The organism is Candidatus Kuenenia stuttgartiensis (assembly GCF_900232105.1).
Classification (GTDB): domain Bacteria; phylum Planctomycetota; class Brocadiia; order Brocadiales; family Brocadiaceae; genus Kuenenia; species Kuenenia stuttgartiensis_A.
This window is the reverse complement of the sequence record NZ_LT934425.1, coordinates 3,113,627-3,139,764: the sequence shown is the minus strand read 5'-3', so window position 1 is coordinate 3,139,764 and position 26,138 is coordinate 3,113,627. Positions and strand designations below refer to the sequence as shown.

Below are 26,138 nucleotides of genomic sequence, written 5' to 3'. Positions count from 1 at the left end.
GAATCATGAACCCATTTCGAGGAACTCAACATCGGTTTCGAAACCGATGTTGAGTTTGTAGTTACTGAAGAAAAGCGCCAGGGATTATTCCCAATTTTTTGTAATCGTTCAAGGGGTCAGGACGAAACAACCCTGACAGGGTTAACACTACTGTAACGTTTCCTTAAAACATGGCGGAAGTCCCAATCACATAAAAGGCACACGTGAATATCTTTTTCAAAAAACTAAACTAATACAATAAATCTATTTTTCAGAAAGCCATTTTGTTGCCAAACTTTCTAAAATCATATTTGTTTGGCTATAAAACACCCTATGAAGTTCATTTTGTAGTTTATTATGAGAAAGAATAAACTAGGGGGCTACGTGAGAAGAAAAATTGCGGAGAGCGCAGAAGGGTAACACCAGTCTTCGCCCTACGGCATCCCTTAGTTACCCTTCTGCATACTGTTATCGATGGATTAATGCATCTAAATATTAAGAATAAATGGCCTCGATAAATCCATCTACTTTAGGTGTCGCATGGAACTTAGCAGGCTACATTTAATTTTCTGAAAACACCATATCATCATAGGCTACTTCTAATTTATGTTTATGCTTTAGTTCTTCCTGTGCCAGAATTCTGCACATTTTTTTCATCTCCATGCTATCGGTTGATTGAGACATACTAACATAAAAATTATATGACTTTTGTTCCTTCTTCATGGCAATAATCAATACATCCTGAAAATCTTTGATTTCAGAGACGTCCTTGTCTACCAGGAATTCTGAGATATGCAAATCCTGTGTTTCGCCAGGTTTGAAACTCATCACTTTGGACGTATCAAAATTTAGCAACATCTCCTTGTGCTTTACCTCTTCTGCCGCAAGTTCTTTTAACCAGACCTTCGCTGCTGGGTCTGTAACATGCTTTAAGGCATCCAAATAAAACTTCTGCGATTTGTCTTCATGCATTACAGCTTTTTCAATGAGTTCTTTTACATTCATTATTGCAATCCCTCCCTACCGTTAAAAGTTATAACATGGATTTTTTATTTAAACGTATCAAGTTAGTTTTTTATTTTGCCTAACGCCTTCAATTCGGCAAGTTTATGTTCGGCAGCAATAGCCGCTGTAACGCCGTCACCCACCGAAGTTGCAATTTGCCGGTATGACCATTTTCTCACATCGCCGACAGCATAGACACCCTCTATTTCCGTTTCCATGTGCATGTTTGTTTCAATGTGGCAACCCGTATCAACGCACAACAAATTTCCCAAAAATGAGGTATTCGGCACACTTCCAATAAAAATGAAAATACCCTGACAGGGCAAACTATTTTTCTCCCCTGTAACCACATTTCTTGTAATAATGCCTTCTACACTTTCTTTGCCATGAATTTCTTCTACGGTGGTATTAAAACTGACGTGTATCTTCGGATTGGCGAAAGCATCTTCCTGATAAATCTTTGCGGCTTTGAATGCTTCCCCCCGGTGAATTATTTGAACTGTTTTAACATATTTTGTCAGGAAAATACCTTCCGTCAAAGCGGAATCACCGCCACCAACGACAACTACATCTTTGTCTCGGAAAAATGCCCCGTCACAAGTAGCGCAATAACTGACACCTCTTCCGTAAAACTCATTTTCACCCGGTATATCTAATTTTCTTGGATCGGCTCCGCAGGCAAGAATAACCGCATAACTTGCATACACACCAGTATCTGTGGTTACTACCTTCAGTCCATCTTCTACTGTTAGTTTCAGAACCTCTTCATAGCGGACAATCAATCCAAAGCGCTTCGCCTGTTCTTCCATCCGCTGTGTTAAGTCTACGCCGCTGATTACGTCTGGGAACCCAGGATAATTCTCTATCATATCTGTGCCGGCTAACTGACCGCCGGTAATTTTTCTTTCAAAAACCACCGTCTTTAATAATGCCCGGCAAGTGTAAACCGCCGCTGCAAGTGCTGCAGGCCCGCCACCCACTATTATTACATCGTAATCCCTGTTCACATCCCCTTTAATCCTTTCATGGCATTTAAAACCTGCCAGCCATAAAAATTCAGCGCAAATTGTTTTTTCTCAATATGACATTCCAGGCATTGCTTTGAACCTTTTGTCGCCCAATCACGTGTTAGAAAAGCAGTTTTTGCCTGCAACCCTCGTGACGTCAGTTTCTCTTTCCCCATATGACAAAAATTGCATTCAACCGCCATCGTTTCGGAAAGCTCAAACATATTCCTTGCCTGGTTTTCTTTTTCGGTATAGCGCTTACCGTCTATATGACAATAATCGCAATCTACTCCAAGGGCAACAGAGGCAGCCATCATTTTTTTTGAAATTTCACCATTTTCCGTAAAAACAGTTAACTCTTCATTATGACAATGATCGCATTCTACTCCAAAAAGTTTGGATATCTTTTCCACTTGAGAAAACCTCTCTTCCATGGTTCCTTTAAAATAGGGGTTTGAATATGTTACAGAGGGTCGGCTTGTTTCATCTCTCTTTTCTGTACCAGTTGCAGCGTATTTACAGAACGAAAGTGTCATCAGCATACTAATAACAGCAGCGTAAACCCGAATGTTTTTTTTGAGAAGAAATTTTAGCATAAGAATAAGATGAAAAAAATTACCATTAGTCGAGTTTGTCAAATAAATCCTTGTTCGCACCACATGAAGGGCAGACCCAATCATCTTGTATCGATTCAAAAGAAGTCCCAGGTGCAACCCCGTTATCCGGGTCACCTTTTTCCGGATCATATACGTAGCCGCAAACACTACATTCCCATTTTTCCATTATAAATCCTCCTTTTTTGTAACTATTCAGCGTAATTTATTAAACTACCGGAGATCAGAGCGCAACTCGTTACCAAACCACAGTTTGGGAACACAATTGCACTGGAAACTTTGTTTCCAGTGCGTGTCAGACTTGACGAATTACAAACTGTCTTAACCCTGTGATTTTATTCCCTATCTATCAGCAAACAGGCGAGAAACCGGAGTTTCTCGAACAAATGCATTCCCAAACTGGAGTTTGGGAACGAGCCGTGTATCGTTTACGCTGAATAGTTACCCTTTTTTTATATACCGAATTTAAATCTTTATCACGACAAAAAACATATAATCTTACAATTATTTTAAAGGCCAAGCAATAAATTAGGTGGCAATCAAGCCCTATTTCTTTCCGCTGAAACAGGAAGACAAATTTTTAATTCGTATGCAAGCATATATATTTTACACTACCACAATGATAGTTATCAACCAATAAGATATATTTTTTGAAGCGATAGGTGAGCATGCTTTTTTCTCTGCTATTTACGGTTTTTCATTCAAAATATGTTTCTTTCCTGAAAAGTAAAGACGCCTTTTTCCCACGTTTTTCAAAGATGTTTTACACTATTTAAAAAAAAGTGATGTTTTTTGTAACAATTTAGTTTTTTGAAAAAGTAGGGGCGAAGCATTTGCCAGTTTGGGTATGAACGCATTTATGACAATTTATGGCAAATGCTTCGCCCCTACACTATGCGGCAAACATCGTTATTGTTGGAATTTTTCAAAAGGCTAAAGTGTTACAAATTGACCTTTAACAATTTCCAGTACCGAGTGGCGCCAAAACTACGACGTGGCCGTGTTTGCAACCTTTATGGGGGTACCCAAAGAAGAACCTTCGACGGGAATTGCCCTCGCGACAGGCATAGTCTCAGCACTGAAATGGCAACCAGTTTAGAATAAAAAAATGGCAATCATCTTCGTTTTTTGTTTTAATATTGCATCACATGGAGAAAACAATTTCATATCAGTTCATCTATAAAAAGGAGAAAAAAAATGAGTAAAGGAAAAGACTCTCGTAAAGAAGAAAAGAAAAAACCTACCAAAACCCTCAAAGAAAAGAGGGCAGATAAAAAGGCTAAAAAGAAGGCTTGAGTTACCGCCCTAAAAGCCGCCGTTGCTTTCCTGAATTATTCAAGAAACCCTGTATGCATTGGAATTACTATACTGTAGAAAAGCTGCGTTTTTTGGAGAATTTTACTTAAATAGAGATTACAATTATAATCTTGATTTGTAACAATTTAATTTTTTGAAAACGTAGGGGCGAAGCATTTGCTATAACGGGCATACATGCGTTCATGCCCAAGCATGCAAATGCTTCGCCCCTACATCGTTCGGCAAAATATCGTTATTATTGGAATTTTTCAAAAAACTAAAGTGTTACCTTGATTTTGATTTTGAGACTATCGGAACTGCAATACTGATGTTTGATTCTGTAAAGCCGTATCAACAGATTCCATTTCAGTTCTCGCTTCATATTCAAGCATCACCAAAGAGTAAACTTGAGCACATCAGTTATTTGGCAGAAGGCAAAGACGATCCACGTCCGGAATTATTAAAGCTATTGAAAAAACACCTTGACACTAAAGGATCGATTGTTGCATACAAAGCATACTTTGAAAAAGATAAACTCAACAAAGCATGCGAAGTATTTCCGGCTTACGGGGAGTGAAATCAGAAGATACAAGCCCGAATAGTTGATCTGTTGGATCCTTTCAAAGCCTTCTACTACTATAGCTACAAACAAGAGGGAAGCGCATCGATCAAATCTGTCTTGACAATGGGGTACACCTCACTTCCACGTGTGTGTCGCTCATGTTGCAATACTTCTGACTGAAAGTTTACTTTCCAGGCTGATGAGGCCGAAGAACTAGCTAACTCCAATCATCGTGAGATGGTATCGCTCAAAACTTATCATCAGATTGATTTATCTGGGCAGAAGGGATTATACCCCGATGAGTGGTATCTGATACAGTTCATCATCTACTTAATTTGATAAACGCCTTTGTCCGTAACACTTTAGTTTTTTGAAAAAGTAGGGGCGAAGCATTTGCCCGTTTTGGGTATGAACGCATTTATGACAATTTACAGCAAATGCTTCGCCCCTACATTGCGATTATTGGAATTTTTCAAAAAACTAAAGTGTTACCTTTGTCCTTGTTTTCTTCTGCTCCAGTGCGAACCTTAAAACATTCCTACTCGCAATATACTAAAGAATATTTTTTTGTAGATACAATAGCACCGCTTTTGCTATTCACACCCGCATAGAGAGTGGTTTAGTTAAGGAACTAAGTAATATTTGGTTGTCATACCGCCTTCATTTAAAAATACAAACATTAGGGTTGGTTATTCTGAATGGCAGAAAAAAAATACATGACATGGTTAGCACACGGCGGCGCATTCATTGATGAAACGCGCATTTTATTAGATATATTCGATCCTGCGGTAGATATTAATACGTGGGTGGAGCAGATCGTGCGCAAAAATGTTTTAGGAAAGAGATCCCGTTCATGGACCAATGAGATTGTTAAACGATATTTCCTCGCCCGGTTTGTTACAAAAGAGTCAAGCTATGCATGGAAGGCTCTGAAAATTTTATGCGCTAAAAATGTTGATTTATCCATTATCCGCTCTATTATGTATTATCACACAGCAAAAATTGACGATTTCTTTTATGATTTCGTGATCCTTGATCTTTTTGACCGATATTACGCAGGACAACTTGCTATTTCATCAGGAGATGTATACAAATTTATAGAAAGTGCAAAACCCGGCATGTTTGACCAGATGTGGAGTGATTCAGTAAAGGGAAGGCTATCACGGGGGGTAATGTCAACTCTGAGGGACTTTGGTATATTGGAAGGTAAGTCGAAAAAACAGATAGCCAACTTCTACCTGCCCATTGAAGCATTTGCGTATGTTGCATTTCTTATCCATTCACGGGTTTCTACCGGAGAGCTTATTATTCAAAATGAGGATTGGAAGTTGTTTCTCCTCAAACCCCAGGCCGTGGAACGTATGTTTCTTGAATCGCATCAGACAGGATACCTGAAATACCATGCCGCTGGAAGGCTCATCCGCATAGAATTTCCCTATCATTCAACGGAGGAGTTAGCTCATGACATCGCTTCGGGAGCGTATTGATAATCTGGAACAGGATTTGGTATCAGACCCCTTACGTATCAGCGCATACCATGATTTGCCCTTTGCCATCTTCTGCTATCCACCGCAGGAAGAATATAAACTACGCGAAGAAGTCTCCCGTTTAGCCACCAGATTAAACAATAAAGGAAGGAAGGTTACTACCATTTCTCTGGCAAAATCCATATGGGAAGGAATTGAGAAAACACGTGGGTTATCCTATGTTATACAAACAGAGAAAAAATTTGGATTCCAAAGGACACAGTCAACTGTAAACAATATCCTCTCAAAGCTCAGCCCATTGCCTGATATGCTTCAAAAACTTATGGAAGGGCTTAATCCCAAAATCGATATTGTGTTCCTTACACGGGCAGCAGCCCTGGCGCCAGCAATTTACCGTATGAGTAAACTTCTGGACGAGATGCACCGCCGAACTATGGTCCCTATGATTTTATTTTACCCGGGTGCAAGAGAAGGCGAAAACGAGCTTAGGTTCATGGACATTCAGGAAATAGAGGGCATTAGCGGCTATAATTACAGGGTAAAAATTTACTGAGGTATTCTGGTGGATAAAGAAATCCGTAATAAAATAAAAAAGATGGTGCAGGATGCGCGTAAAGCGCTTTTAAAGGAGATAGGTGAGTTACTTGAAGGTGCATTTGGACTGCACAAAGATGGAACTATCGAAGATATCTCCCGCTTGCCACAAATCAAAGATGATCAGAACGTAATAAAAGCCCGTGAAGGATTTGCATACGTCATTGAGCGGGAAACTGTGGCCGGAAGCAAGAGACATGAAGCTGTGGAAAGATTGATACTTGGTTTGACATTTACCCACCTGAACCGTCTTGTGGCCTTGAAACTCATGGAGCGGAGAAAGGTCATCCGGGAGACTGTTTCCCGCGGCAGCAAATCCAATGGTTTCGTCCACTACGTGGTGGATGTGTTAAAAAAGACTGATTTATCACAGCTTGATGACATAGACATTGCTTACCAGGATTATATTTTGTACCAATGCAGAGAAGTTGCAGAGGAGATTAAAGTCCTCTTTGACCAGGAAGACCTTTCATCTTATGTATTTCCAAGACCGCGGGCATTAAAGGCTGTTTTAGAAATCATAAATAATCCGGAGATTGACAATATATGGGATTTTGATGAAACCATCGGGTGGATTTATCAATATTTCACGCCAAAAGAGATCAGGGAGCAGGCAAGGGCTGAAAGCTCTGCACCACGCAATTCCTGGGAACTGGCATTCCGCAATCAATTCTATACGCCAAGATACGTTGTGCAGTTTCTCACTGATAATACCCTCGGCAGGATGTGGTATGAGATTATGCAGGGGAATACCAGGCTTTCAGAATACTGCGAATATATGGTCAAGCCCAGGAATGAGGTATTCCTTCAGAGGGATGAAAAACCGGCTGCACAAGCAGATAGCTTTCAGGTTCCTTTCCGTGAGAAAAAAGACCCGCGATTGCTAAAGATACTTGATCCGGCATGCGGTAGCGGGCATTTTCTGCTGTATGTATTTAACCTGCTGATGATTATATACAGAGAGGCTTATGACGATAAAGACCTGGGAATAGCATTACAGAAAGATTATCCTGATAAAGATGCATTTGAGCGTGAGATCCCTCGCCTGATACTCGAAAATAACCTCTATGGCATAGACATTGACCTGAGAGCAATTCAGATTGCCGCCCTTGCCCTCTGGCTCAGGGCGCAGAGGGAGTGGGTCAAGATACGCAGGGAAGACAGACCAAGAGTAAGGAATGCACACTTTATTTGTGCGGAACCAATGCCAGGTAACCAGAAGCTTTTTGAGGATTTTGTCTCCACGCTAAAACCTGCCCTTTTGGGTGATCTGGTGAGAAATGTATGGGAAAAGATGAAGCTTGCTGGTGAGGCAGGCTCATTATTACAAATAGAGCAGGAGTTGAGAGCAGCAATACAAGAGGCAAAGCGAAAATGGGAAGGCCCGCTGAAGCCGGTTCAAGTGCCCCTTTTTGGAAAATCAGAGCCCAGGCAATTATCGCTCTCCTTATCAGAGATAAAAGATGAGGATTTCTTCAAAGAGGCAGAGGAGAAGGTTTTTTCTGCCCTGAGAGATTATGCGGAGAAAGTTAAAGCAGAAAATCACGGTTATAGCAGACGGCTGTTTGCAGAGGAATCAATCAGGGGGTTTCAGTTTGTAGAAGTGTTGCAGAATCGCTTTGATGTTGTCTTGATGAATCCACCGTTTGGAGCAGCAAGCTTACCGTCTAGGGGATATATTGACAAGACATACCCCCGAACCAAAAATGATGTTTATGCCGCATTTGTAGAGCGGATCCTTCAATTGCTTCATGATAAAGGCTTTATTGGGATTATCTCAAGCAGGACAGGCTTTTTCCTTTCTAGCTTTACAAAGTGGAGAGAAGAGATACTGATGAAGGAATCAAGTTTACATGCCGTTGCAGATTTTGGTTTCGGTGTCCTTGAGGCGATGGTTGAAACAGCCGCTTATACAATCGAAAAAACTCCCGCAACCGGAAGAAAAGCAATTTTCTTTAGATTACTAAAGGATGATGTTGATGCTAAAGGCGAAAAGTTGTTGGAAGCTATACAGAATGCTCAAAGCGAGAAACGTTTTGATATACAATTGGACTCATTTTCCCTTGTGCCGAATACACCTTTCTCCTATTGGGTCTGCGATAGGATCAGGAATAAGTTTAAGGAGTTTCCACCATTTGAAGGAAATGGGGGAACAGTAAAACAAGGGCTTGCAACTGCTGATGATTTTCGTTTTGTTCGTGCAAACTGGGAAGTAAAACCAACAGATATTAACGCAATAAAATGGGCTGATTGGTTAAATGTGAAAGACGAAAATATTTCTGAGCAGCAAACTATTTTCGTAGAACAGACAGCAAATAAAAGATGGGCAACTTTTGTTAAGGGTGGAGAGTATTCTCCATATTATTCAGATATTCATTTGGTAGTAAATTATAAATATAAAGGTAGAGAACTGTATTTGTTTGCAGGTTCAGTAATTAGAAATCCAGATTATTACTTTCGTTCTGGATTGACATATCCATTAGTAAATAGACGTTTCAATTCAAGAGAGATGAACGCAGGTTGTATTTTTAGCCATAAAGGAATAGCGATTTTCTCAGAATTTGGATTATTAAATGCTTTGGGTTTTTTTAATAGTACCTTGACTGAGAAGTTTATTATGATGCTAAGAGCTCAACATGGTTATGAAGTTGGTCAAGTGCAGAGAATACCAGTTAAGAAACCCAATGTCGATAAATTAACAGAATTGTCGTTAAAAATCGTTAATTGTCAACAATCACTTTATTACGGCGATGAAACAACTCATGTTTTTTTAGTTCCACCTCTACTTAGATTGATTAACATCCCTTTATCAGAAACGAGTGAAGATATTCAAGAGAAAGAAATCAAAAAAAATAATGAAATTGTCTGTATACAGTTGAAAGTCAATAATATTATCTATGACTTATATGATATTGATTTTACTGATCGCAGAATTATTGAACACGAATTAGGACAAACTATTCAAGTACAAGATGAAGTGGAAAAGGAATCAGACAAAGCTGAAACTGAAGAAGAGATCATTTCCGAAAGCATTGTTGATCGTGTTCAAAATCTGCTTATGTGGTGCATTGGTGCCGTCTTTGGTCGTTGGGATGTGCGGATGGCTTTAGATAAATCACTCATTCCAAAACTCGCAAACCCATTTGATCCGATGCCTGTATGCTCACCTGGAATGCTCCTCTCTCCAGATGGTTATCCTGCGACTTTGGGGAGTATCGTCAGTGAAGCATGGCTAAAAAGGCGGGTTAATGTGCTTGATGTTCCAACGGACGTGCCAAATCCCACTATTGCTGACAAAGATTACCCGATACAGGTTGATTGGAACGGCATTTTAGTTGATGATGAAGGACACAGCAATGATATTGTAAAAAAAGTGCATGAAGTGTTGGTTTTAATCTATGGTGAACATGCGGACGAACGAGAGCGGGAGATATTGGAGATTCTTGATGTAAAAAGCCTTCGTGACTATTTCAGGCAACCAAAGAGATTCTTTGACTTTCATATCAAAAGATACTCAAAGAGTCGTCGCAAAGCACCGATATATTGGCTTCTCCAAACGAAAAAGAAAAACTATGGAATTTGGCTCTATTATCACAAATTGGATAACGACACCCTTTTTAAAATATTACGGAACTACGTTGAGCCAAAGCTAAACCTTATTTCCAGCCAGATTTTAGAGGTATCTCAAAAGGTCGTAAATACTGACGGAAGAGATAAGCTAACCTATGAAAAGGAACTGGAAAAGCTAGATGAATTAAGGCAGGAGATAACAGAGTTCAAAGAGGAACTGGAGAAGGTTGCAAAGATGGGCTACGATCCAAACTTTGACGATGGAGTGATATTAAACATGGCACCGCTTCATACTGTGATACCATGGAGCGAGCCTCCAAAATACTGGAAAGATTTGGAATCTGGTAAATATGACTGGGCACATATTGCAATGAAGTATTGGTCGGAAAGAGTTAAAGCAAAATGCAAAAAGGACAAATCCCTTGCCATAGCGCATGGTTATGAATAATAAAAAGTGGGGAATGGTGAAGTAGGGGAAAAGGGGGAAAAAACAAATATCAAAAAACTTGTAACACTTTAGTCTTTTGAAAAAGGTATTACCTATAAACTCCGTAGGAACAACCTGTTTGTAGCAAGATAGGAGCCATAACAGATATTAGCTCCGTCAGGAGCGACCTGTTTTCCTGTCAATCATATACAGGCCGCTCCTACGGAGCTATTTACCCTATTGAATTTTATTGTGCTACAAACAGATCGCCCCTAACGGGGCTACATTGTTTTTTATGTCCCCTTGGATTTTTCAAAAAACAAAAAACTAAAGCGTTACAAAAACTTTTATTCTCTCTCTTCTCCATTTCTTACACAAATTTTTATAGAAAACATTATAATAGATAGTCACAAATGACATATTTGTGACTGTTTTTAGTTGTGCATTTATTGTCCTGCCATGCAGGAGCCAATGAATTGTAGTGAATAAATGAAAATTATTTAGAGGTGAATATGATATGGTTACTTTAAATGTAAAAAGTATTTCAGGTGAAGCAGAAACAATTAAGGAACTTCTGGCCGGAGGGCTGGAAGAGGAAAAAAGAAGAATAAAATTTGCCATTGAAATGTCCTTATCAAAAACAAAAAAATATGAAGAGAAATACGGAATTTCTACGAGTGTCTTCATTGAAAAGTTCAGAAATAGGGAAATTGAAGAGGATGATGATACTTTTAACTGGTGGGCAGAAGAAAAACTTGTAAATGAACTTAAACAGAAATTGTCAATAATTGAAAACATTGAGATATGTCAGTCATAAAAGAGTATCTTGCTCAATTGGATAAATTTCTCAGTAATGTGCCGTTTAAACTCCTTACCAATGTTCAGTCGGAAAATAGAGGCGATGCTGCATTGTATGTCAAAGGAGAGATTATATTTGCTGATAAAAGTGAACTGCATTTTAAAGAGTACTTTATTGCTATCCCCGCTTTAAAAAGACTGGCTTATTCCTATCATTATCAGGCTCATGACAAGAAATTAATTTTTAGATATGATAATGCAGAACATTATACAGAAATTGAAACCTATCCACATCACAAGCATATTCAAAATGAAGTTTTACCTTCCAAAAATGTAGATATTACAGAAGTCATAAACGAGATAGTAAGATCCTTTGCAAAGTAATTTAATATAAAGGCATGATAGCTATGCAAATAATTAAAGACCTGTTTCGGAAAGATATTTATCGTAAGATAGAAGAGGTAATAAAGGTAGACCAGCATGACGAGGGAACTGTTAAAAATGAAATACAGGAATACGTGGCAACCCCGGACATCAAAGACCATTTCTGCCAGGTGTACAATGCTGTTGCTGAATACCCTTCAGAACCACATGAAGGTATTGGTATCTGGGTGTCAGGGTTTTTCGGTTCTGGTAAATCATCCTTTGCCAAGATACTTGGCTACACACTGGCAAACCGCAAAATCATAACACAGAGTGCTTCCCAATGGTTTATAGAGAACGTCCAGGATAAGCAAATCACCAATTTTCTCCAGAACATCAACTCCCGCTTCACAATTCACGCCATAATCTTTGACGTCGCCATGGACCGCGGCGTACGCACCGCCAATGAGCAGATCACGGAAATAATGTATAAAGCCCTGCTGAGAGAATTGGGATATGCCGAGGATTTTGATCTGGCGGAGCTTGAAATCACCCTGGAAGCCAAAGGCAGACTTAAGGAATTCGTCTCTCTCTTCAACAAAGAGTATAGCCCGGCTACATGGGAAGAGGAACGGGATATGGCAATGGGAATCTCTGAGGCCAGCGCTATCCTGTACAAGATGATGCCGAACGTCTTCCCACGGGAAGATAGCTGGTCAAATTCTCTTGGGATAAAGAAAGATTCCGGAAACTTCATCGGCAGGGCTGACATCACACCCAATAAACTCGCGGAGCGTGCCTTTGAGCTTATGGCCAAACGCAAACCCGGCGCTGGATTGGTATTTATTATTGATGAAGTAGGACAGTATGTATCCCGAAGTGTCCAGAAGATGTTGGATCTACAGGCAGTGGTACAGGCATTTGGCAGGGAAAGCAAAAACAGGTTTAAGGCGAAGCAAATTGTCGCACCGTGTTGGATCGTGGTAACATCACAGGAGAAGCTGAATGAGGTCGTGGATGCAATGGGGGGGAGGATTATTGAGCTTGCACGTCTGCAAGACCGATTCCCCATTCCAATAGACCTTAAGCAATCCAATATCCAGGAAGTTACAGCAAAACGCGTCCTTGAAAAGAAAGATAAAGGATATGAGAGTCTCTGTGAGTTATTTGACAAAAATGAGGGGCATCTCAAGACCTATTGCAAGCTGGAACGTACAAGCAGGAACACTACTATTACAAAAGAAGATTTTATTAACCTCTATCCGTATTTACCCTATCAAATAGAGCTGTGTATTGACATAGTCGCAGGACTCAGACAAAAACGCGGGGCACAGAAGCATATAGGCGGCAGTAACCGAACAATTATAAAGCAAGCACAGGAAATGCTTATCCATCCAAGGACAAATCTCGCTGATCAGGAGATAGGTAATCTGGTGACTCTGGACAAGGTGTATGAGCTACTCTACGCAGGAAGCCTTTTGCCTGTGGAAGTAACCCGGGAAGTGGACAGTGTTGCCAGGCACATCCACAACAACGAGATGGCACTTAAGGTAACCAAAGCTATTACACTCCTGGAAGCAGTAAAAAACCTACCCAGAACAGCGCACAACATCGCTGTTGTTTTGCATCCTTCGGTTAATTCAGGGTCCATTCTGAGTGACGTAAAGGACGCTATCACAGAACTGGAGAAGGCGCAAATAATAAGGGCATCAGAGGAAGGCTACAAACTGCTCACAGTCCAGGAGAAAAACTGGGACACAGAGCGGGCAAGTTTATCTCCAAAACCAAAACAGAGGAACATCATTAAGCAGGAGAGTATAAAGGAAATATTCAGCGCCCCAAAGACCCGCACATACAGCTACAAGGGCATGAGGACTTTCAGGGTAGGCCTCTTTATAGACGGCGAGAAAGTCGAAGAGGGGGATATACCGTTATCAATCTATATCGCAGACAACGAAAACGATTTCAAAGAGAAAAACCAGCAGTTGCGTGTGCAAAGCCGGCAAGATTCACACAACAACGAAATATTTTGGGTGTTTTCGGTAAATGAGGATATCTATCGCCTTATCGAGGAGAAGTACAGGTCTAATGAGATGATCGCTACTTACTCCAGGATTCGCGCACACAATCAAATTTCTCCGGAGCAAAGTGCATGTTTGGAGGATGAGAAACAGCGGGAAAACCGCATCCATCAGGATTTACGGAGTAAAATCACAAAAGTTATAGAATCAGGCTCCGGGTTATTCAGAGGTGTAGAAAAAGATGGAAGCGAGTTGGGAAATTCCATCTCAGAAATAATTACAGGGATGTTGGATGCCGCAGTGCCGGAACTCTACCCAAAATTGGAAATGGGTACCCGGAAAATTAAGGGAGATGAACCTGAAAAGATACTGACCGCGGCTAATCTAAAAGGACTGCCATCTATCTTTTATGATAAAGACGACGGGCTTAATCTCGTGGTAAAACACGATAACAAATATCAACCGAACATAAACGCTGAAATTGCGCAGGAGATTCTCAACTATATTAAAAATGAACACTCGTATGGTACTAAGGTCACAGGAAATTCATTGGAAGAGCATTTTCGGGGATTTGATTATGGCTGGGAAGGCGACATTCTCCGTCTGGTGCTTGCAGTGCTTTTTCGTGGAGGCGCCATTGAGGTAACCCATCAGGCTGTAAGGCACAGGGGATATAGTGACCCTGATGCACGATTACCGTTTATCAGCAATCGCGCATTCAAGTCAGCGACGTTTGCACCCCGCGAAACGCTTGATCTTAAAATGCGTGCAGATGCAGCAAAGCACTATGAGGAAATAACCGGAAATGAAGTAAACATCGAAGAAGAAGCAATCGCATCCGCATTTAAGGAGTTAGCAAAAGATGACAAAGAAATACTCCTGCCGCTTCAGGTTCAGGTCAGTGCTCTTGGGCTTCCGGTTAAAGATACACTGAGCGAATTCAGGCAGACTATAGACAGTGTATTGAACAGTGACATTGACGACTGCGTAAAGATACTTGCCGGGGAGGGCATGTCCTACAAGGAATTAAGAGAGAAAATACGCCGTCTTGCAGATGTCATGTCTGATGAAGATATGAAAAACGTCCAAAATGCCAAAGCTGCTCTCTCCACAATAATACCAATGTTGGAAAAATTGGGACTGGATGGTGAAGTTTATGAGAAGGCAGAAGCGCTTAGAATTGCACTCAATTCGGAAAACTTCTATGATAAACTTGAAGCTATCAGATTAAATACGCAGGGGATCTATGCAGTATACATAAAAGCTTATAGCGAGAAGCATGATCATCGCAAAGAAAGGGTTGAAAAGGCAATCGAATCTGTCAAAGGGCATGTTAATTTTGCTCTCCTGAGTGAGGAAGAGCAAAATATATTGTTGGCACCCTTTATCGAACGTTGTTGCGAGAAAGCGATGCTCAAAGATACCTGCGCTTGTGAAAAATGCAGGGCAACAATTGATCAGATGGATTCTGACCTGCTTGCAATTCAGGGTATGAAGGATAATGCTGCCCGACAGATAGAGAAACTTACCGATTCTGGCAAAATCGAATATCTGCGGGCGTCCGAAATTATATCAGGATATATTGAGAAAGAAGAAGACGTTGAAATTGCATTGCAAAAACTTAAGGAAAAGATGATGAAAATGCTGGCCGAAGGATACAAAATATCGTTCCAATAAAATGGAGGTAACGCCATGGGTAAGATTACCGATTACCTTCAAGAACTCATAACAAAGCAGGTGAAGGATTTCGGAATAGTGGTATGGTATGATCCGGAGAAACACTATCAGGGGATCGTTAAAACACTCAACACTGGTGCAAAACTGTTCAACTTTAACGATAGCTTCTTTGAACTCAAATACCAGTTAGAACCGATGCTTGATGGAATAACACCACCAAAAATACTGGTTTATGTCGCGAAAGAAAGGAGCGAGACTGACAACGCCCTTATAGAAATAGAGAAAGCCGGCTGTGTGCTTGAGCCGGGTCATCCGTCTATAAATCAGAATACCCGCCTTGAGGTTGTAGCACGTGCAGTGCTTAAGCCCATAATGCCAGATGCAGCAGAAAATATCTGCAAACAGATTGCATCCGGTAGTCTGACCTATGATGATGTAGAGGGTATCGCTGAACATGGAGCTGAGATTGGATCAGGAACGGTAAAATTGATCTTCGGAAGTATTGATCCGGTAGAGATTGCTTACCTATTTCTAACAAAACCGGAAATTGATGACAATATCGTCAAAAAAAACGCAATACAGGAACTTCAGGCAATTCTCAAAAACTCATTCGGCTTTGACACGACAGATAAGATTCCTGACAAGACCAGGGAAAGGTTCGTTCGGTATGTATTGCTAGGAGATTTAGTAAACAACATTGATGATGATGGCATTCCATCAGTAATATCACAAATGGACATTCCTTCACTGGAATCGCATAAGCAAAATACATCAAAACTTGCCCAGCGATGGCGAAGCGATATTGAGCATAAGGATTCTTATGTTGACGTGTCAAAGATGGTTGATCAGAAATGCAATGTTGCGGCATTCTCTATCCCACCTGAAAAGCTTGTCAAATCCCAGACATTTTTATCAACAGAAAGCAAGCTAATAGATTGGGCTTGTAAACTCATTTTAGAAAATGCTTTACTTCAAGCTACTCAATTAGTTGATGCGCAAAAAGATTCATTTTGGCCGCGTACCGAAGAAACGCTTATGTTGAAATGGAGTATCCTGGAGACCGTCGTTAGTATTTGTATCAAAACCGGGGATATAAAAAAAGAACTTAAAGGTAAAAAATATTTACCCAAAGACTTGATTAAGAATTATTGCAGAACTACTTTACCATGGTATGAGTTGGATAGGTTTCATCGTGAACTGGAACATAGATATGAGCGATATAATATAGATCTCTCGGACGAAAACAGCCCAATTGAAAAGGTCATTGCCAAAGCACGGCAATTTTATACAAACATGGCTGGTGATCTGGCAGAATTTTTACAGGATTCAGAATTCCCGGAATTTGGCTTTGGTTTTCAACTTCAACGCGATACTTTTAGCAGGGAAGTTAAGCCACTAGTTGGTAAGCATAAGATAGCATATATCTGGGTAGATGCACTGCGCTATGAAATGGCCGCGGAACTTGTATCGGGATTTGGGCCAGATTTTCACAGCGAATTGAAACCGGCTATCGCAACAATCCCAGGAATTACGGAAATGGGAATGGCATCCCTTCTCCCCGGTGCAGAAGAAAACTTTGCTATTCTGGAGAACAAAGGTAAATTGGCGGTTAGGTGCGGTGATACTATAATTACTACGCGGCAGGATAGAGTAAACTATCTGACAAAAAACTTAAAAGGACAAGTTGTTGAGGTAAAAATTGAGGCGCTTCAGAAACCACGTAAAAAACTTAAAGATCAGATTGCCGCAAGCAATTTTATATTGGTTACTTCACAGGAAATCGATGAGATATGTGAACGGGGGAATACAACGCTGGCACATCGAACCATGCAGGACATTTTAGAGCAGATTCGCAGAGCCATAGTGAATTTATCGGTACTGGGTGTTGATACCTTTATAGTTACTGCTGATCATGGTTATATATTTCTAGACGAAATCGAACCAAGCAATAAGATACAGAAACCAGGCGGAGAAGAACTCGCACTTCATCGTAGAGCATGGATTGGGAATGGCGGACAGGCAAGTAATGCGTATATACGTTTTAAAGAAAGCGATGTTGGACTCTCTGGCAATTACGATTTGGTATTCCCACGTAGAATCGCATGTTTTATGGTTAAAGGACCAGAGAATCCGTATTTCCATGGCGGAATATCGTTACAAGAGATGGTTGTTCCAATCATCAAAATCACTAAAACTGAAGTTGTACCGTTACCAACGGCGCCAGAAATCAAGATAATTTTGGAAAAAGCAAAAATCACGAACAGGCTTTTCTCTGTACAGCTTGTTTGGAAATCGCCTGCTAAACGGAAACTTCTGGGAACTTCGGAAACAAAGAAACGGGTACGAGTGGCGGTAAAATCTGGCAAGAATGATGTAGGTGAGGCAGTTCATGCAGTATATGGATACGAAGATGGAACAAAGGACATCATTTTGGAACAGAACAAACCAAACCTCGTGACAATAATGCTTACGGGAGAACCTGCTCAGAATGTTCTATATTTGGTTTTAGTGGATGCTGAAACATTGGTGGAACTTGCGCGGCTAGAAAATATAGTAGTCAACCTAATTATTTAGAGGGAATACACATGGCAATCCTTGACAAAAAAACAAATGAGTTTTTTGGAGGTAAAGTTGTTCGCAAAGACCTCGTAAGGAAGGTGAAGGTTGGCGCGAATGTGCCTGTCTATGTGCTTGAGTTTTTGCTGGGAAAATACTGCGCAACAGACGACACACAGGCAATTGAGTCAGGGCTACGCCTGGTTAATAATACTCTGGCAAAAAACTTCATTAATCCAGATGAAGCTAATAAGGCACAATCATGGGTAAAAGAGAAGGGGAGCTACACCTTCATTGATAAGGTAAAAGTCCGGCTTCTCGCCAGCGAGGATAAATACTGGGCAGAGCTTGTGAATTTCAGCAATACTCAAATCCATATTCCAGATAACTTTGTAAAACAATATGAACGGCTTCTTGAAGGCGGTATCTGGGCACAGGTTGAAATGATTTATCGCTACGATGAGGAACAGAGGGGTAAAAGAAGTCCTTTCTGGATAACGAAAATTAATCCGATTCAGCTTGCTTCGTATGATCACAATGAGTATCTGGCTGGGCGTTCCGGGTTCACAACAGAAGAATGGATTGATCTTCTGATTCGTTCTATAGGCCTGGAACCAGCGGGAATGGACAAACGTATTAAGCGGCTCTACTTATCAAGACTCATCCCGATGGTCGAAACAAACTATAATTTTGTTGAATTAGGGCCACGAGGTACAGGGAAGTCCTTTGTATACAGAGAGACAACACCCTATGCCATTTTAATTAGTGGCGGAAAAACAACGGTAGCAAACATGTTTTACAACATGAGCACCAGAAAGGTTGGGTTGGTAGGACTTTGGGATGTGGTTGCGTTTGATGAGGTAGGCGGGATTAACCTTGATGATAACTATGTCGTGGATATCATGAAGGATTATCTTGAATCTGGCTCTTTCAGTCGTGGCCGGGAAGAGATATCTGCAAAAGCAAGTGTTTGTATGTTAGGAAACATTAATCAGCCAGTTGACATTCTAGTCAAATCGAGCCATCTATTTCAACCATTTCCTGACGGACTCAAAGATCCGGCCTTAATAGATAGATTGCATTTCTATCTTCCAGGGTGGGAAATAGCAAAGATGTCCGCGGAGATGTTCACTGATCACTATGGCTTTGTGGTTGATTACCTCGCTGAAGCGTTCAGAGAACTCCGCAAGGCGAATTTCACAGAATCCGTTGATAAATACTTCGCTCTGGGAACCCACCTTAATGCCAGAGATTCCAAAGCTGTACGAAAGACAGTATCAGGCTTTCTTAAACTGCTACACCCTAACGGGGAATTCATTAAAGAAGAATTAGAAGAGTACCTGAAAATTGCATTGGAATGCAGGCGTCGGGTAAAAGAGCAATTGAAGAAAATGCTCTCTTATGAGTATAGCCATACCAGCTTTTCATATATCGATCAGGAGATACGGGAAGAGCGGTTTGTCGGTGTTCCAGAAGAAGGGGGACGTGATCTTATCTCCACAGATCCGTTACCACCGGGAAGCGCATATACGACATTTGTCGGCACTGATGGTAGAGCAGCACTCTATCGAATAGAGGTAGGTATATCGGCCGGTACGGGAAAGCTAAAAAGTTCAGGAGGACTGAGCAAGTCGATGAAAGACTCCCTATCAAGGGCTTTTGATTATCTTAAAAGCCATAAAGTTGAGTTCGGAATTGGAAGAGATATAGATACAACAGATTTTCATGTGGAAGGTGTAGACTTACTAAATACAAATATTGATTGTCAGATAGGCGTTGCCTTCTTTGTTGCAATGTATTCTGCCTTGAAAAAACGACCATTAAGGTCGGCAACATTGGTGCTCGGAGACTTAAGTATTCAGGGCAATATTAAGCCTTTACCGTCTTTGAATGAGCCACTGCAAGTAGGTATGGATAACGGAGCAAGAAGGGCTTGTATTCCCATAGAAAACAAACGCCACTTCTTTGATGTACCGGCGGATGTTGTAGAAAGAGTGGACCCGATATTTTATGGAGAACCTATGGTTGCTGCGCAGAAGGTTATGGATGATTAGCAGAAAGTATTCTTATCACGGATATAAAGAACGGTGTTTCTTCATGAATTGTCCTTCTAATTACACTTTTCTATTGCCATAACGAACTCAATGCGTAAAAAAGAAGAATTAAAATTATTGGCAAATAAATGTATTGCAATACTCATTAACAAATATCAGTTTAAAAAAGTCTTCCTTATAGGATCGCTTGTAGATGGTATTGTCCATGAAAGGTATGATATTGATTTGGTTGCCGAAGGGTTGCCTTCTGAGTTTTATATAAAAGCGCTGTCGGAATTGAACAACCTCCTGCCCCCCGGTGTCGAAATTAATCTTATTCCATTTGAAGATGCCTTTGAAAGTTTAAAGGGAAAAACAATAAAGGAAGGGGAACTTGTTTACGGATAGGGAACGACTGAAGAAGGACATTGAAATATAGTCAAACAAATAAGGTTTTCGAAAAATTTACACCTCCCAGTCCCCAGCTGTAAAGCTAATCTTTACCCACAAATTTCAATAGCACCGTAGTTGTACGGCCAATTGAGCTGAAGGCTAAGTGGTGTAAAGTTCGTAAGCAACTTCAATATCAGCCAAACGTGACATGCCTCGCCAAAGTACTTCACTTCCGGGATGGCCATCACCACGGCGGCCCAGATGACCGCCAAGTTTACCTAAAAGCCGCACGGCATCATTGAGGCTTGGAGGTAAATCAGGAGGCTCCTTGACCTTGTTCGCAAAAGTTGTCAATGCTTTCCATTCAGAATCGCTGAAGTAGACAGTACAAGGGACATCAGGTGTTTCTTGTCCTAAAGTAGTCAGGTAATGGATACGCCAAGCTATAATCATATCAATGGCCAAAGCGTTGCATAGACGACGAGCACTCTCCAACTGCCGGGCCTCGACACGACAACCGCTCTTGATAATACGATGATAACACTCAATACCCCATCGGCGAGCATACCATTCCAAACGTTCGTAAGCATCTTTTTCATGCTTAACCGCAACTGTGGTTAACAGCATCCATTCTAACCCATCAATTCCTATAGGCGCATTGACTTCCTGCGCCAGCACCGCCCACACCCTGACCGCAGGCATATTCTTTTTTAGCATAGGTGGGCGTAGCGTAACAGGCATCGTTCGTACCATAAGTATTGCCTGACGTGCGGAGCGTTTCTCACTCGGAGGTATCAATATTTCGCGGGTACCTATAACCGGTTGCTGTTCCAGTTTAGTCCACAAAAACTCGCATGATTCTTTATCATCAACAACCTTTCTATTGCGCGAACGTTCTGCACGGATCAGCAACTGAGCGCCATCAGGCGTATTATACTGCTCAGCGAATACCTCGTGAATATCGGCCTCACGATCTGCCACAACCACCAGCAAAGATTTGTTTCGACAGCGTTTCTGTACTTGCGATACTGCATGGTAACTCTCCACCCATTTCCAGCTTTCCTTCTCTTCGATAGGCTTCTTGTGTCGTTCATGTTTGCTGCCTATTCCGTCCCGCGCCCAGCATTGCACATTCAGAAGTCCCAAGGGTGTACCACTTTCAGTAAACGCCATCGTATCATGCACCATCAGTCCACGAACTTTTTCACTCTTAGTACCTATTGGTCCTAACCCCTGCGTATTCGGATGTGTGCTATAATTCAGAGTCGTAGTATCTTGCGCTACCAAAACCAAACTATTCTCCTTCACACGCTCTTCCGTGGCCTCATAATGAGCTTGCAATATCGCCCTCCAATCTACATACTCATTGTCAAGGAATCGGTATGCAGCCTTAGTCGCACTGACTGAACCGCACGCCTGCGGAATGTTTGCCAAAGGTTTGTCATAAAACATACCTGTCATTTCTAAAAGTCTTGATGTCAATCGTGCATCGCCCAATTTTGTTCCTCCAAGTTCCGCCTCTATCCAATCCCGAGGCTCTTTTTGTGCCACTCTTTGGCGAACATGTACTTTGCCATCGGCACAACAACACAACACCGCCTGCCATTTCTTTTGCAACGGCATAACATAAACGTCTTTGACCGTTGCACCTGTTCCTTTTCGTCCTCGACCTTCCGTGCCTCCAACATACTTCCAGTTAGCTGCCCGATAACAGCTTCCGGAAAACCGTCCTCGTTCCACATAGGTTTCTAAAAGTACAGGACGATATTTATACACTCTTTCCCAATCATCTACCAAACGTGTTTGGCATTTTGCCAATACATGCGATGCCAAACATTTTACTCTTACCGTAGGCGCTATTAAATACCGACTGTTATTGATAACAAACGTATGATTCCGCTTACGTGCTTCCTCCGTCCATCCTATCCACTCGTCGCGACTTTCCACCCGTCTGGCACAGGCACTATAACTTAGCCCTCCTATCCATCCGTAATGTTCACTGCGTACAAGATACCTAAGTTGCGCCCCGCATAGGGGCCCACTTCCAAGATAATGATGCGCTTCTAACATGCTACGCCAAAGTTTCGAATGGATTCTCGTTGTAACCCGTATAATCTCTACGTCCCCCAACTCCGCTAGCTCGCATGACACTTCCGCAATCGGAGGCGCCTCCGCAGGTTTATTGACTTTTTGAAATGCATAATGCCTGTTAACCTTTGGAAGATTGATCTCTTTACGACGATCCAATTCCAACAACGCCTTGCGACAACTCATCTCTTGCAAACGGCCCGCTTGATTCCTCCAGTCCATCCATTCACATACCAGACGCGACAGTTTACGACGCGATAGGCACGGTTCCTTTTGGATAGTTTCTGATAAACGCTTTATTACATCATCTGAAAATATTCGACCTCCTACTCTATGCATGTACACAGTGTAACATACGGTTAACACGGTGTCCAGCAAAAAATATGGGTCATCCCCAGGCTGTAAAGAGGGAATTAAGGGGCGTGCTTGTATAGTATGCTTAGTCAAATAAATCTGTTTTTTAGAAAGCCATTTTATTGCCAAATTCCTAAAATCATATTTGTTTGGCTATATAACTCTAAAATCTGCAAAAGGATCATACAAGAGATGGAAGAACTAATCCGTGAGTTACCTGAAAATCCCGGTTCTATTGAAACACGGGCTGCGGGAAGCATTCTTCATGATTTCTATTGTGGTATCGAAAAGATTTTTGAACGGATCGCTATTGCGGTTGACAAGAACTGGCCGGAAGGAGAAGGCTGGCATAAACAATTGCAAAGACATATGGCAATCCCTTATTAGGGAGTAAGAAGAGAGTGGCAAATTTCTGAAACCTTTGATTTTATTGGTCGGGGTGGCGGGATTTGAACCCACGACCTCTTGAACCCCATTTCTTTAAAGGTCATTTTTAGCATTTTTTATAACCAACTGGCTTTGTGTCTGTTACGACTGTAATTATTTATAACATAAACCTTACAACATAGAAATTTTTCTGCTAGTTCCTTCTCATTCCTTTCGATTCCGCAGGGTTCGGTCACAATTTGGTCACAGTTCATTTATTTATTAAATTTACTGAAGCAGTTGCCCATGACATATATTTTGTGAAATGCCATCCAATTTCATTGTATGAATAATTCCTCCGACCTAATGTGTAATAACAATCATAAACTGTGCGATAGTAAAAATCTGAAAGAGGTGAATAGCTTTTAGCAAAAGTAGGTAAAAACTCAACAAAAGCACTATCTTTATTTGAATTTTTATATGGTTCAAAGTGCAACGACCCACCAAATTCGAATTTATTAGATTGTTTCTTTTCAGGGATACGTAAAATTTCTATCGAGAAATTTGTTAATAGATTTGAACGAGGATTTGTACGTAAGGATTTAAATACGTTTTTAATAGTATCTAATGTTTGTCTGCAACGATAAGCAATTAAACTATTAAGGATTGATTGCCAACCATAAATTGTTCCGTATCCTTCTATTTCCGATGCCAATTGCATTATTTTGATGCTATTTGTCCATGCTTTCTTAATATCACTTGATTTGAGATTCGTTTTAACTTCTATGCACGCAATTACTGAATGAAGCATGGTTAAAACGGATCCATCGGTGTTTTCAGAAAGCAATGGGTATCTTGAATCAAATATTATAATATCAATTTGTGGCGATAATATTCCTGATGGCGTGATAAAGTATCCAGTAGTAGCTTTTAATGTAAGAGGTAAGTAACGATTGAAAAATTGAATTAGTGGTAATTCGCCATTACTTCCGATCGTTTGTGAATTTGATGAGGAGGAAAGGGCACGATCTACAGACAAAAGGATTGCTTTTTCTTCTTGGTGCATAATTTGGTTTTTAGTGTTCGGAGAATGCTTAAAAGAACGTTTCATATTGAATTTTAATAATACATCTTTTGTAAAAACATTGAGAATAAATATAAAAGTTTAATGTATTGCCATTAAAAGAATAAAAAAATTTAAAACAATTTTTATATAGGCAGAAGTACATAATAAATCCAGATAATGAACATTTTATTAATTATCATAGTGTAATAGATATAGAAAATATTCACTATTCCTGTATTAAGATTCTGATTGTAATAAGAGTGAATCAAGGTCTTTGTCGGTATAAAGTTTATTGGTGAGTACAATTTGAATTGCTTTTGCCGTTAGATTAAATCCTTCCCTTAAAAGTAATACTTCCTTATCTATAGACTTTGATTGCACTATACCGCGATGAGCAGCCTTAGATCGCATTCCATAAATTTTAGTTAGTTTTTTTTTGAGATCGAGTCGTTCATCAAGTGTCTTACCCAATAAACGTGCACCTCTCATGGATATTCGATAAGTAATTTCTGTAGATTCGTCAGATTTTATCAATATTGATTCAAGAGCAATGCCCAAGTCAATAGCAGCATCTGCAAAGTCTTTGAACTCGGTCATTGCTGATCTTAACCGACTCATTGGTATAAAGAGCGAGTCCCTAAGATTTGGACTAAGATTTTCAAAAGACTCAAAGAGGGACTTTGCCAAAGAGCACTCATCATCGTTAAATTCAAGTCGAGGCCAGTATGAATCAATTTTTACCGAATGGTGAAGGTTTTTGCTATATGCCCCGGGAAAATCCAAAGGAACAAAGATCGCGTGACCAACCAATGCAGGTGGTTGTGGTCGAACAATGCCAAGAATCAACAAGGCGCGATAGGCTTTTTGCAGCGCATAAAAAAATTCATCTACCATGCCCATATAAATAGAAGGTCTATAATGCCCGCGTGGTCCCAAATGTACCGGATGCTCGAATTCAACAGTGATTGCGGCACTAATATGATGAACGTCAATCTCATGGTGCTCAATATTTTCGTCTTTAGATTGATTGAGAAATTCATTGGAAGAAAACTCACATAAGGTGACATTATTCCCAAGCTGAATTGTTTTTGGGAGTGATACTCTAGCCAATGCTAGCACTGCCGTAGCAAAAAAGGGTTCTCCGAGTAAAAGTCGTTGGATAGCAGAAATAGATTTGTTTGTATCTGTTTTCATCGAATGAATTACCAACCACTCACGTAAACGTTCAAAATTGAAAAAAATAATAATATCACCCACACAGAGACTGGCATCTTCGAATATCTTTAATTCTTTGCAATCCAAGATTGCCATGTCGAGTTCTTTAAAGAGACCTTCCTTGTTACAATCGAAATAAGCATCCCATAAATCGGTGGAATCATTAACTCTATTTGATATTGCCAAAGTGACCTCTTGGAGTATTTGCTTAATAGTTTCAAAATCAGTCATGGGTAAAAAAAAGACGAAGCAGGGTTTTAATTTTCTAAGTATTAATTAAGGAAAGTGGGGAATATTGCTATGCCTGCAACCATTCATTTATCTATACTTACCGTTGGTTAAGTAAAACGTGAGTAAAACTAAAATACCTTTCATATTAATTTTTATAAAGTCTTTATATCTTTTGTAAAAATTGACTATGTAATTTTTCTTACTGAAAGTTTTCCACGAATCCAGGCAGGGTTGCGCCTCATGTCCAAAATAGCTATAACACGAGCGATTTCTTTATCTATTTCATAGTAAATGGCAAACGGAAATCTCTTTGAAAGCATTCGATAAAAGCCAAAACGCTTACTATGCACTCCTGCATAAAGTTTGATAGATTCAAGATCAGAAATTAAACAAAGGGGGTATCCACTTGACTGTCATAAAAATTTCTTAATATATT

General features: G+C 40.5%; 19 protein-coding genes. 12 read left to right on the top strand and 7 right to left on the bottom strand.

Features of this window, described 5'->3' with window-relative positions:
• Positions 1 to 540 precede the first annotated feature (540 nt).
• The 4 genes from KSMBR1_RS14650 to rd form a co-directional block, all read right to left on the bottom strand.
• Positions 541 to 984 (bottom strand): ferritin-like domain-containing protein, encoded by a 444-nt coding sequence (locus KSMBR1_RS14650; protein WP_099325988.1) that lies wholly within the window; start codon positions 982 to 984, stop codon positions 541 to 543.
• A 62-nt stretch (positions 985 to 1,046) separates the two neighbouring features.
• On the bottom strand, positions 1,047 to 1,991 hold the full coding sequence (gene trxB / locus KSMBR1_RS14645) for a thioredoxin-disulfide reductase (RefSeq protein ID WP_099325987.1): 945 nt from the start codon (positions 1,989 to 1,991) through the stop codon (positions 1,047 to 1,049).
• On the bottom strand, positions 1,988 to 2,404 hold the full coding sequence (locus tag KSMBR1_RS14640) for a hypothetical protein (RefSeq protein WP_164995425.1): 417 nt from the start codon (positions 2,402 to 2,404) through the stop codon (positions 1,988 to 1,990). Before KSMBR1_RS14640 ends, trxB begins: the two co-directional genes overlap by 4 nt.
• Positions 2,405 to 2,612: 208 nt before the next feature.
• The gene (rd, locus tag KSMBR1_RS14635) at positions 2,613 to 2,774 is read right to left on the bottom strand and encodes a rubredoxin (RefSeq protein ID WP_099325985.1); all 162 of its coding nucleotides are present in this window, start codon (positions 2,772 to 2,774) and stop codon (positions 2,613 to 2,615) included.
• A gap of 792 nt (positions 2,775 to 3,566) precedes the next feature.
• Here rd and KSMBR1_RS23570 point away from each other — a divergent pair.
• From KSMBR1_RS23570 to KSMBR1_RS14580, 11 genes are all read left to right on the top strand, one after another.
• Positions 3,567 to 3,704 carry a S16 family serine protease gene (locus tag KSMBR1_RS23570; protein ID WP_157820831.1) on the top strand — a complete coding sequence of 46 codons (138 nt, stop codon included), beginning with the start codon at positions 3,567 to 3,569 and terminating at the stop codon, positions 3,702 to 3,704.
• Between the two features lie 456 nt (positions 3,705 to 4,160).
• Complete coding sequence (locus KSMBR1_RS14625; RefSeq protein WP_099325983.1) at positions 4,161 to 4,478, top strand: DUF2779 domain-containing protein; 318 nt, start codon at positions 4,161 to 4,163, stop codon at positions 4,476 to 4,478.
• A 701-nt stretch (positions 4,479 to 5,179) separates the two neighbouring features.
• Entirely contained in the window at positions 5,180 to 5,950 is a 771-nt protein-coding gene (locus KSMBR1_RS14620) for a BrxA family protein (protein WP_157820630.1), read from the top strand.
• On the top strand, positions 5,925 to 6,503 hold the full coding sequence (locus KSMBR1_RS14615) for a BREX protein BrxB domain-containing protein (protein WP_099325981.1): 579 nt from the start codon (positions 5,925 to 5,927) through the stop codon (positions 6,501 to 6,503). The genes KSMBR1_RS14620 and KSMBR1_RS14615 overlap by 26 nt, the downstream gene beginning before the upstream one ends.
• 9 nt (positions 6,504 to 6,512) lie before the next feature.
• Complete coding sequence (gene pglX, locus KSMBR1_RS14610; RefSeq protein ID WP_099325980.1) at positions 6,513 to 10,562, top strand: BREX-1 system adenine-specific DNA-methyltransferase PglX; 4,050 nt, start codon at positions 6,513 to 6,515, stop codon at positions 10,560 to 10,562.
• A 496-nt stretch (positions 10,563 to 11,058) separates the two neighbouring features.
• Complete coding sequence (locus tag KSMBR1_RS14605; protein WP_099325979.1) at positions 11,059 to 11,358, top strand: hypothetical protein; 300 nt, start codon at positions 11,059 to 11,061, stop codon at positions 11,356 to 11,358.
• A complete protein-coding gene (locus KSMBR1_RS14600; protein ID WP_099325978.1) occupies positions 11,346 to 11,723 on the top strand; it encodes a toxin-antitoxin system TumE family protein in 378 nt (125 codons plus the stop codon). The genes KSMBR1_RS14605 and KSMBR1_RS14600 overlap by 13 nt, the downstream gene beginning before the upstream one ends.
• Before the next feature lie 23 nt (positions 11,724 to 11,746).
• Positions 11,747 to 15,400, top strand: a complete 3,654-nt coding sequence (gene brxC, locus KSMBR1_RS14595) for a BREX system P-loop protein BrxC (RefSeq protein ID WP_099325977.1) — start codon at positions 11,747 to 11,749, stop codon at positions 15,398 to 15,400.
• A gap of 15 nt (positions 15,401 to 15,415) precedes the next feature.
• The gene (locus KSMBR1_RS14590; protein WP_099325976.1) at positions 15,416 to 17,974 is read left to right on the top strand and encodes a PglZ domain-containing protein; all 2,559 of its coding nucleotides are present in this window, start codon (positions 15,416 to 15,418) and stop codon (positions 17,972 to 17,974) included.
• Positions 17,975 to 17,985: 11 nt separating this feature from the next.
• Positions 17,986 to 20,010, top strand: a complete 2,025-nt coding sequence (gene brxL / locus KSMBR1_RS14585; RefSeq protein ID WP_099325975.1) for a protease Lon-related BREX system protein BrxL — start codon at positions 17,986 to 17,988, stop codon at positions 20,008 to 20,010.
• A 90-nt stretch (positions 20,011 to 20,100) separates the two neighbouring features.
• Complete coding sequence (locus tag KSMBR1_RS14580) at positions 20,101 to 20,397, top strand: nucleotidyltransferase family protein (RefSeq protein ID WP_099325974.1); 297 nt, start codon at positions 20,101 to 20,103, stop codon at positions 20,395 to 20,397.
• A gap of 144 nt (positions 20,398 to 20,541) precedes the next feature.
• Here the strand turns inward: KSMBR1_RS14580 and KSMBR1_RS14575 are convergent, their stop codons facing one another.
• Positions 20,542 to 22,809, bottom strand: coding sequence for an IS4 family transposase (locus KSMBR1_RS14575; protein ID WP_157820629.1), 2,268 nt, complete (start codon positions 22,807 to 22,809; stop codon positions 20,542 to 20,544).
• Positions 22,810 to 23,016: 207 nt separating this feature from the next.
• On the opposite strand from KSMBR1_RS14575, the gene KSMBR1_RS14570 reads away from it, so the two are divergent.
• Entirely contained in the window at positions 23,017 to 23,211 is a 195-nt protein-coding gene (locus KSMBR1_RS14570) for a ribonuclease toxin HepT-like protein (protein WP_099325972.1), read from the top strand.
• Between the two features lie 250 nt (positions 23,212 to 23,461).
• On the opposite strand, the gene KSMBR1_RS14565 is transcribed toward KSMBR1_RS14570, so the two are convergent.
• Positions 23,462 to 24,256 (bottom strand): DUF6602 domain-containing protein, encoded by a 795-nt coding sequence (locus tag KSMBR1_RS14565; RefSeq protein ID WP_197705214.1) that lies wholly within the window; start codon positions 24,254 to 24,256, stop codon positions 23,462 to 23,464.
• Between the two features lie 237 nt (positions 24,257 to 24,493).
• Positions 24,494 to 25,657, bottom strand: coding sequence for a HEPN domain-containing protein (locus KSMBR1_RS14560; protein WP_157820628.1), 1,164 nt, complete (start codon positions 25,655 to 25,657; stop codon positions 24,494 to 24,496).
• Positions 25,658 to 26,138 lie beyond the last annotated feature (481 nt).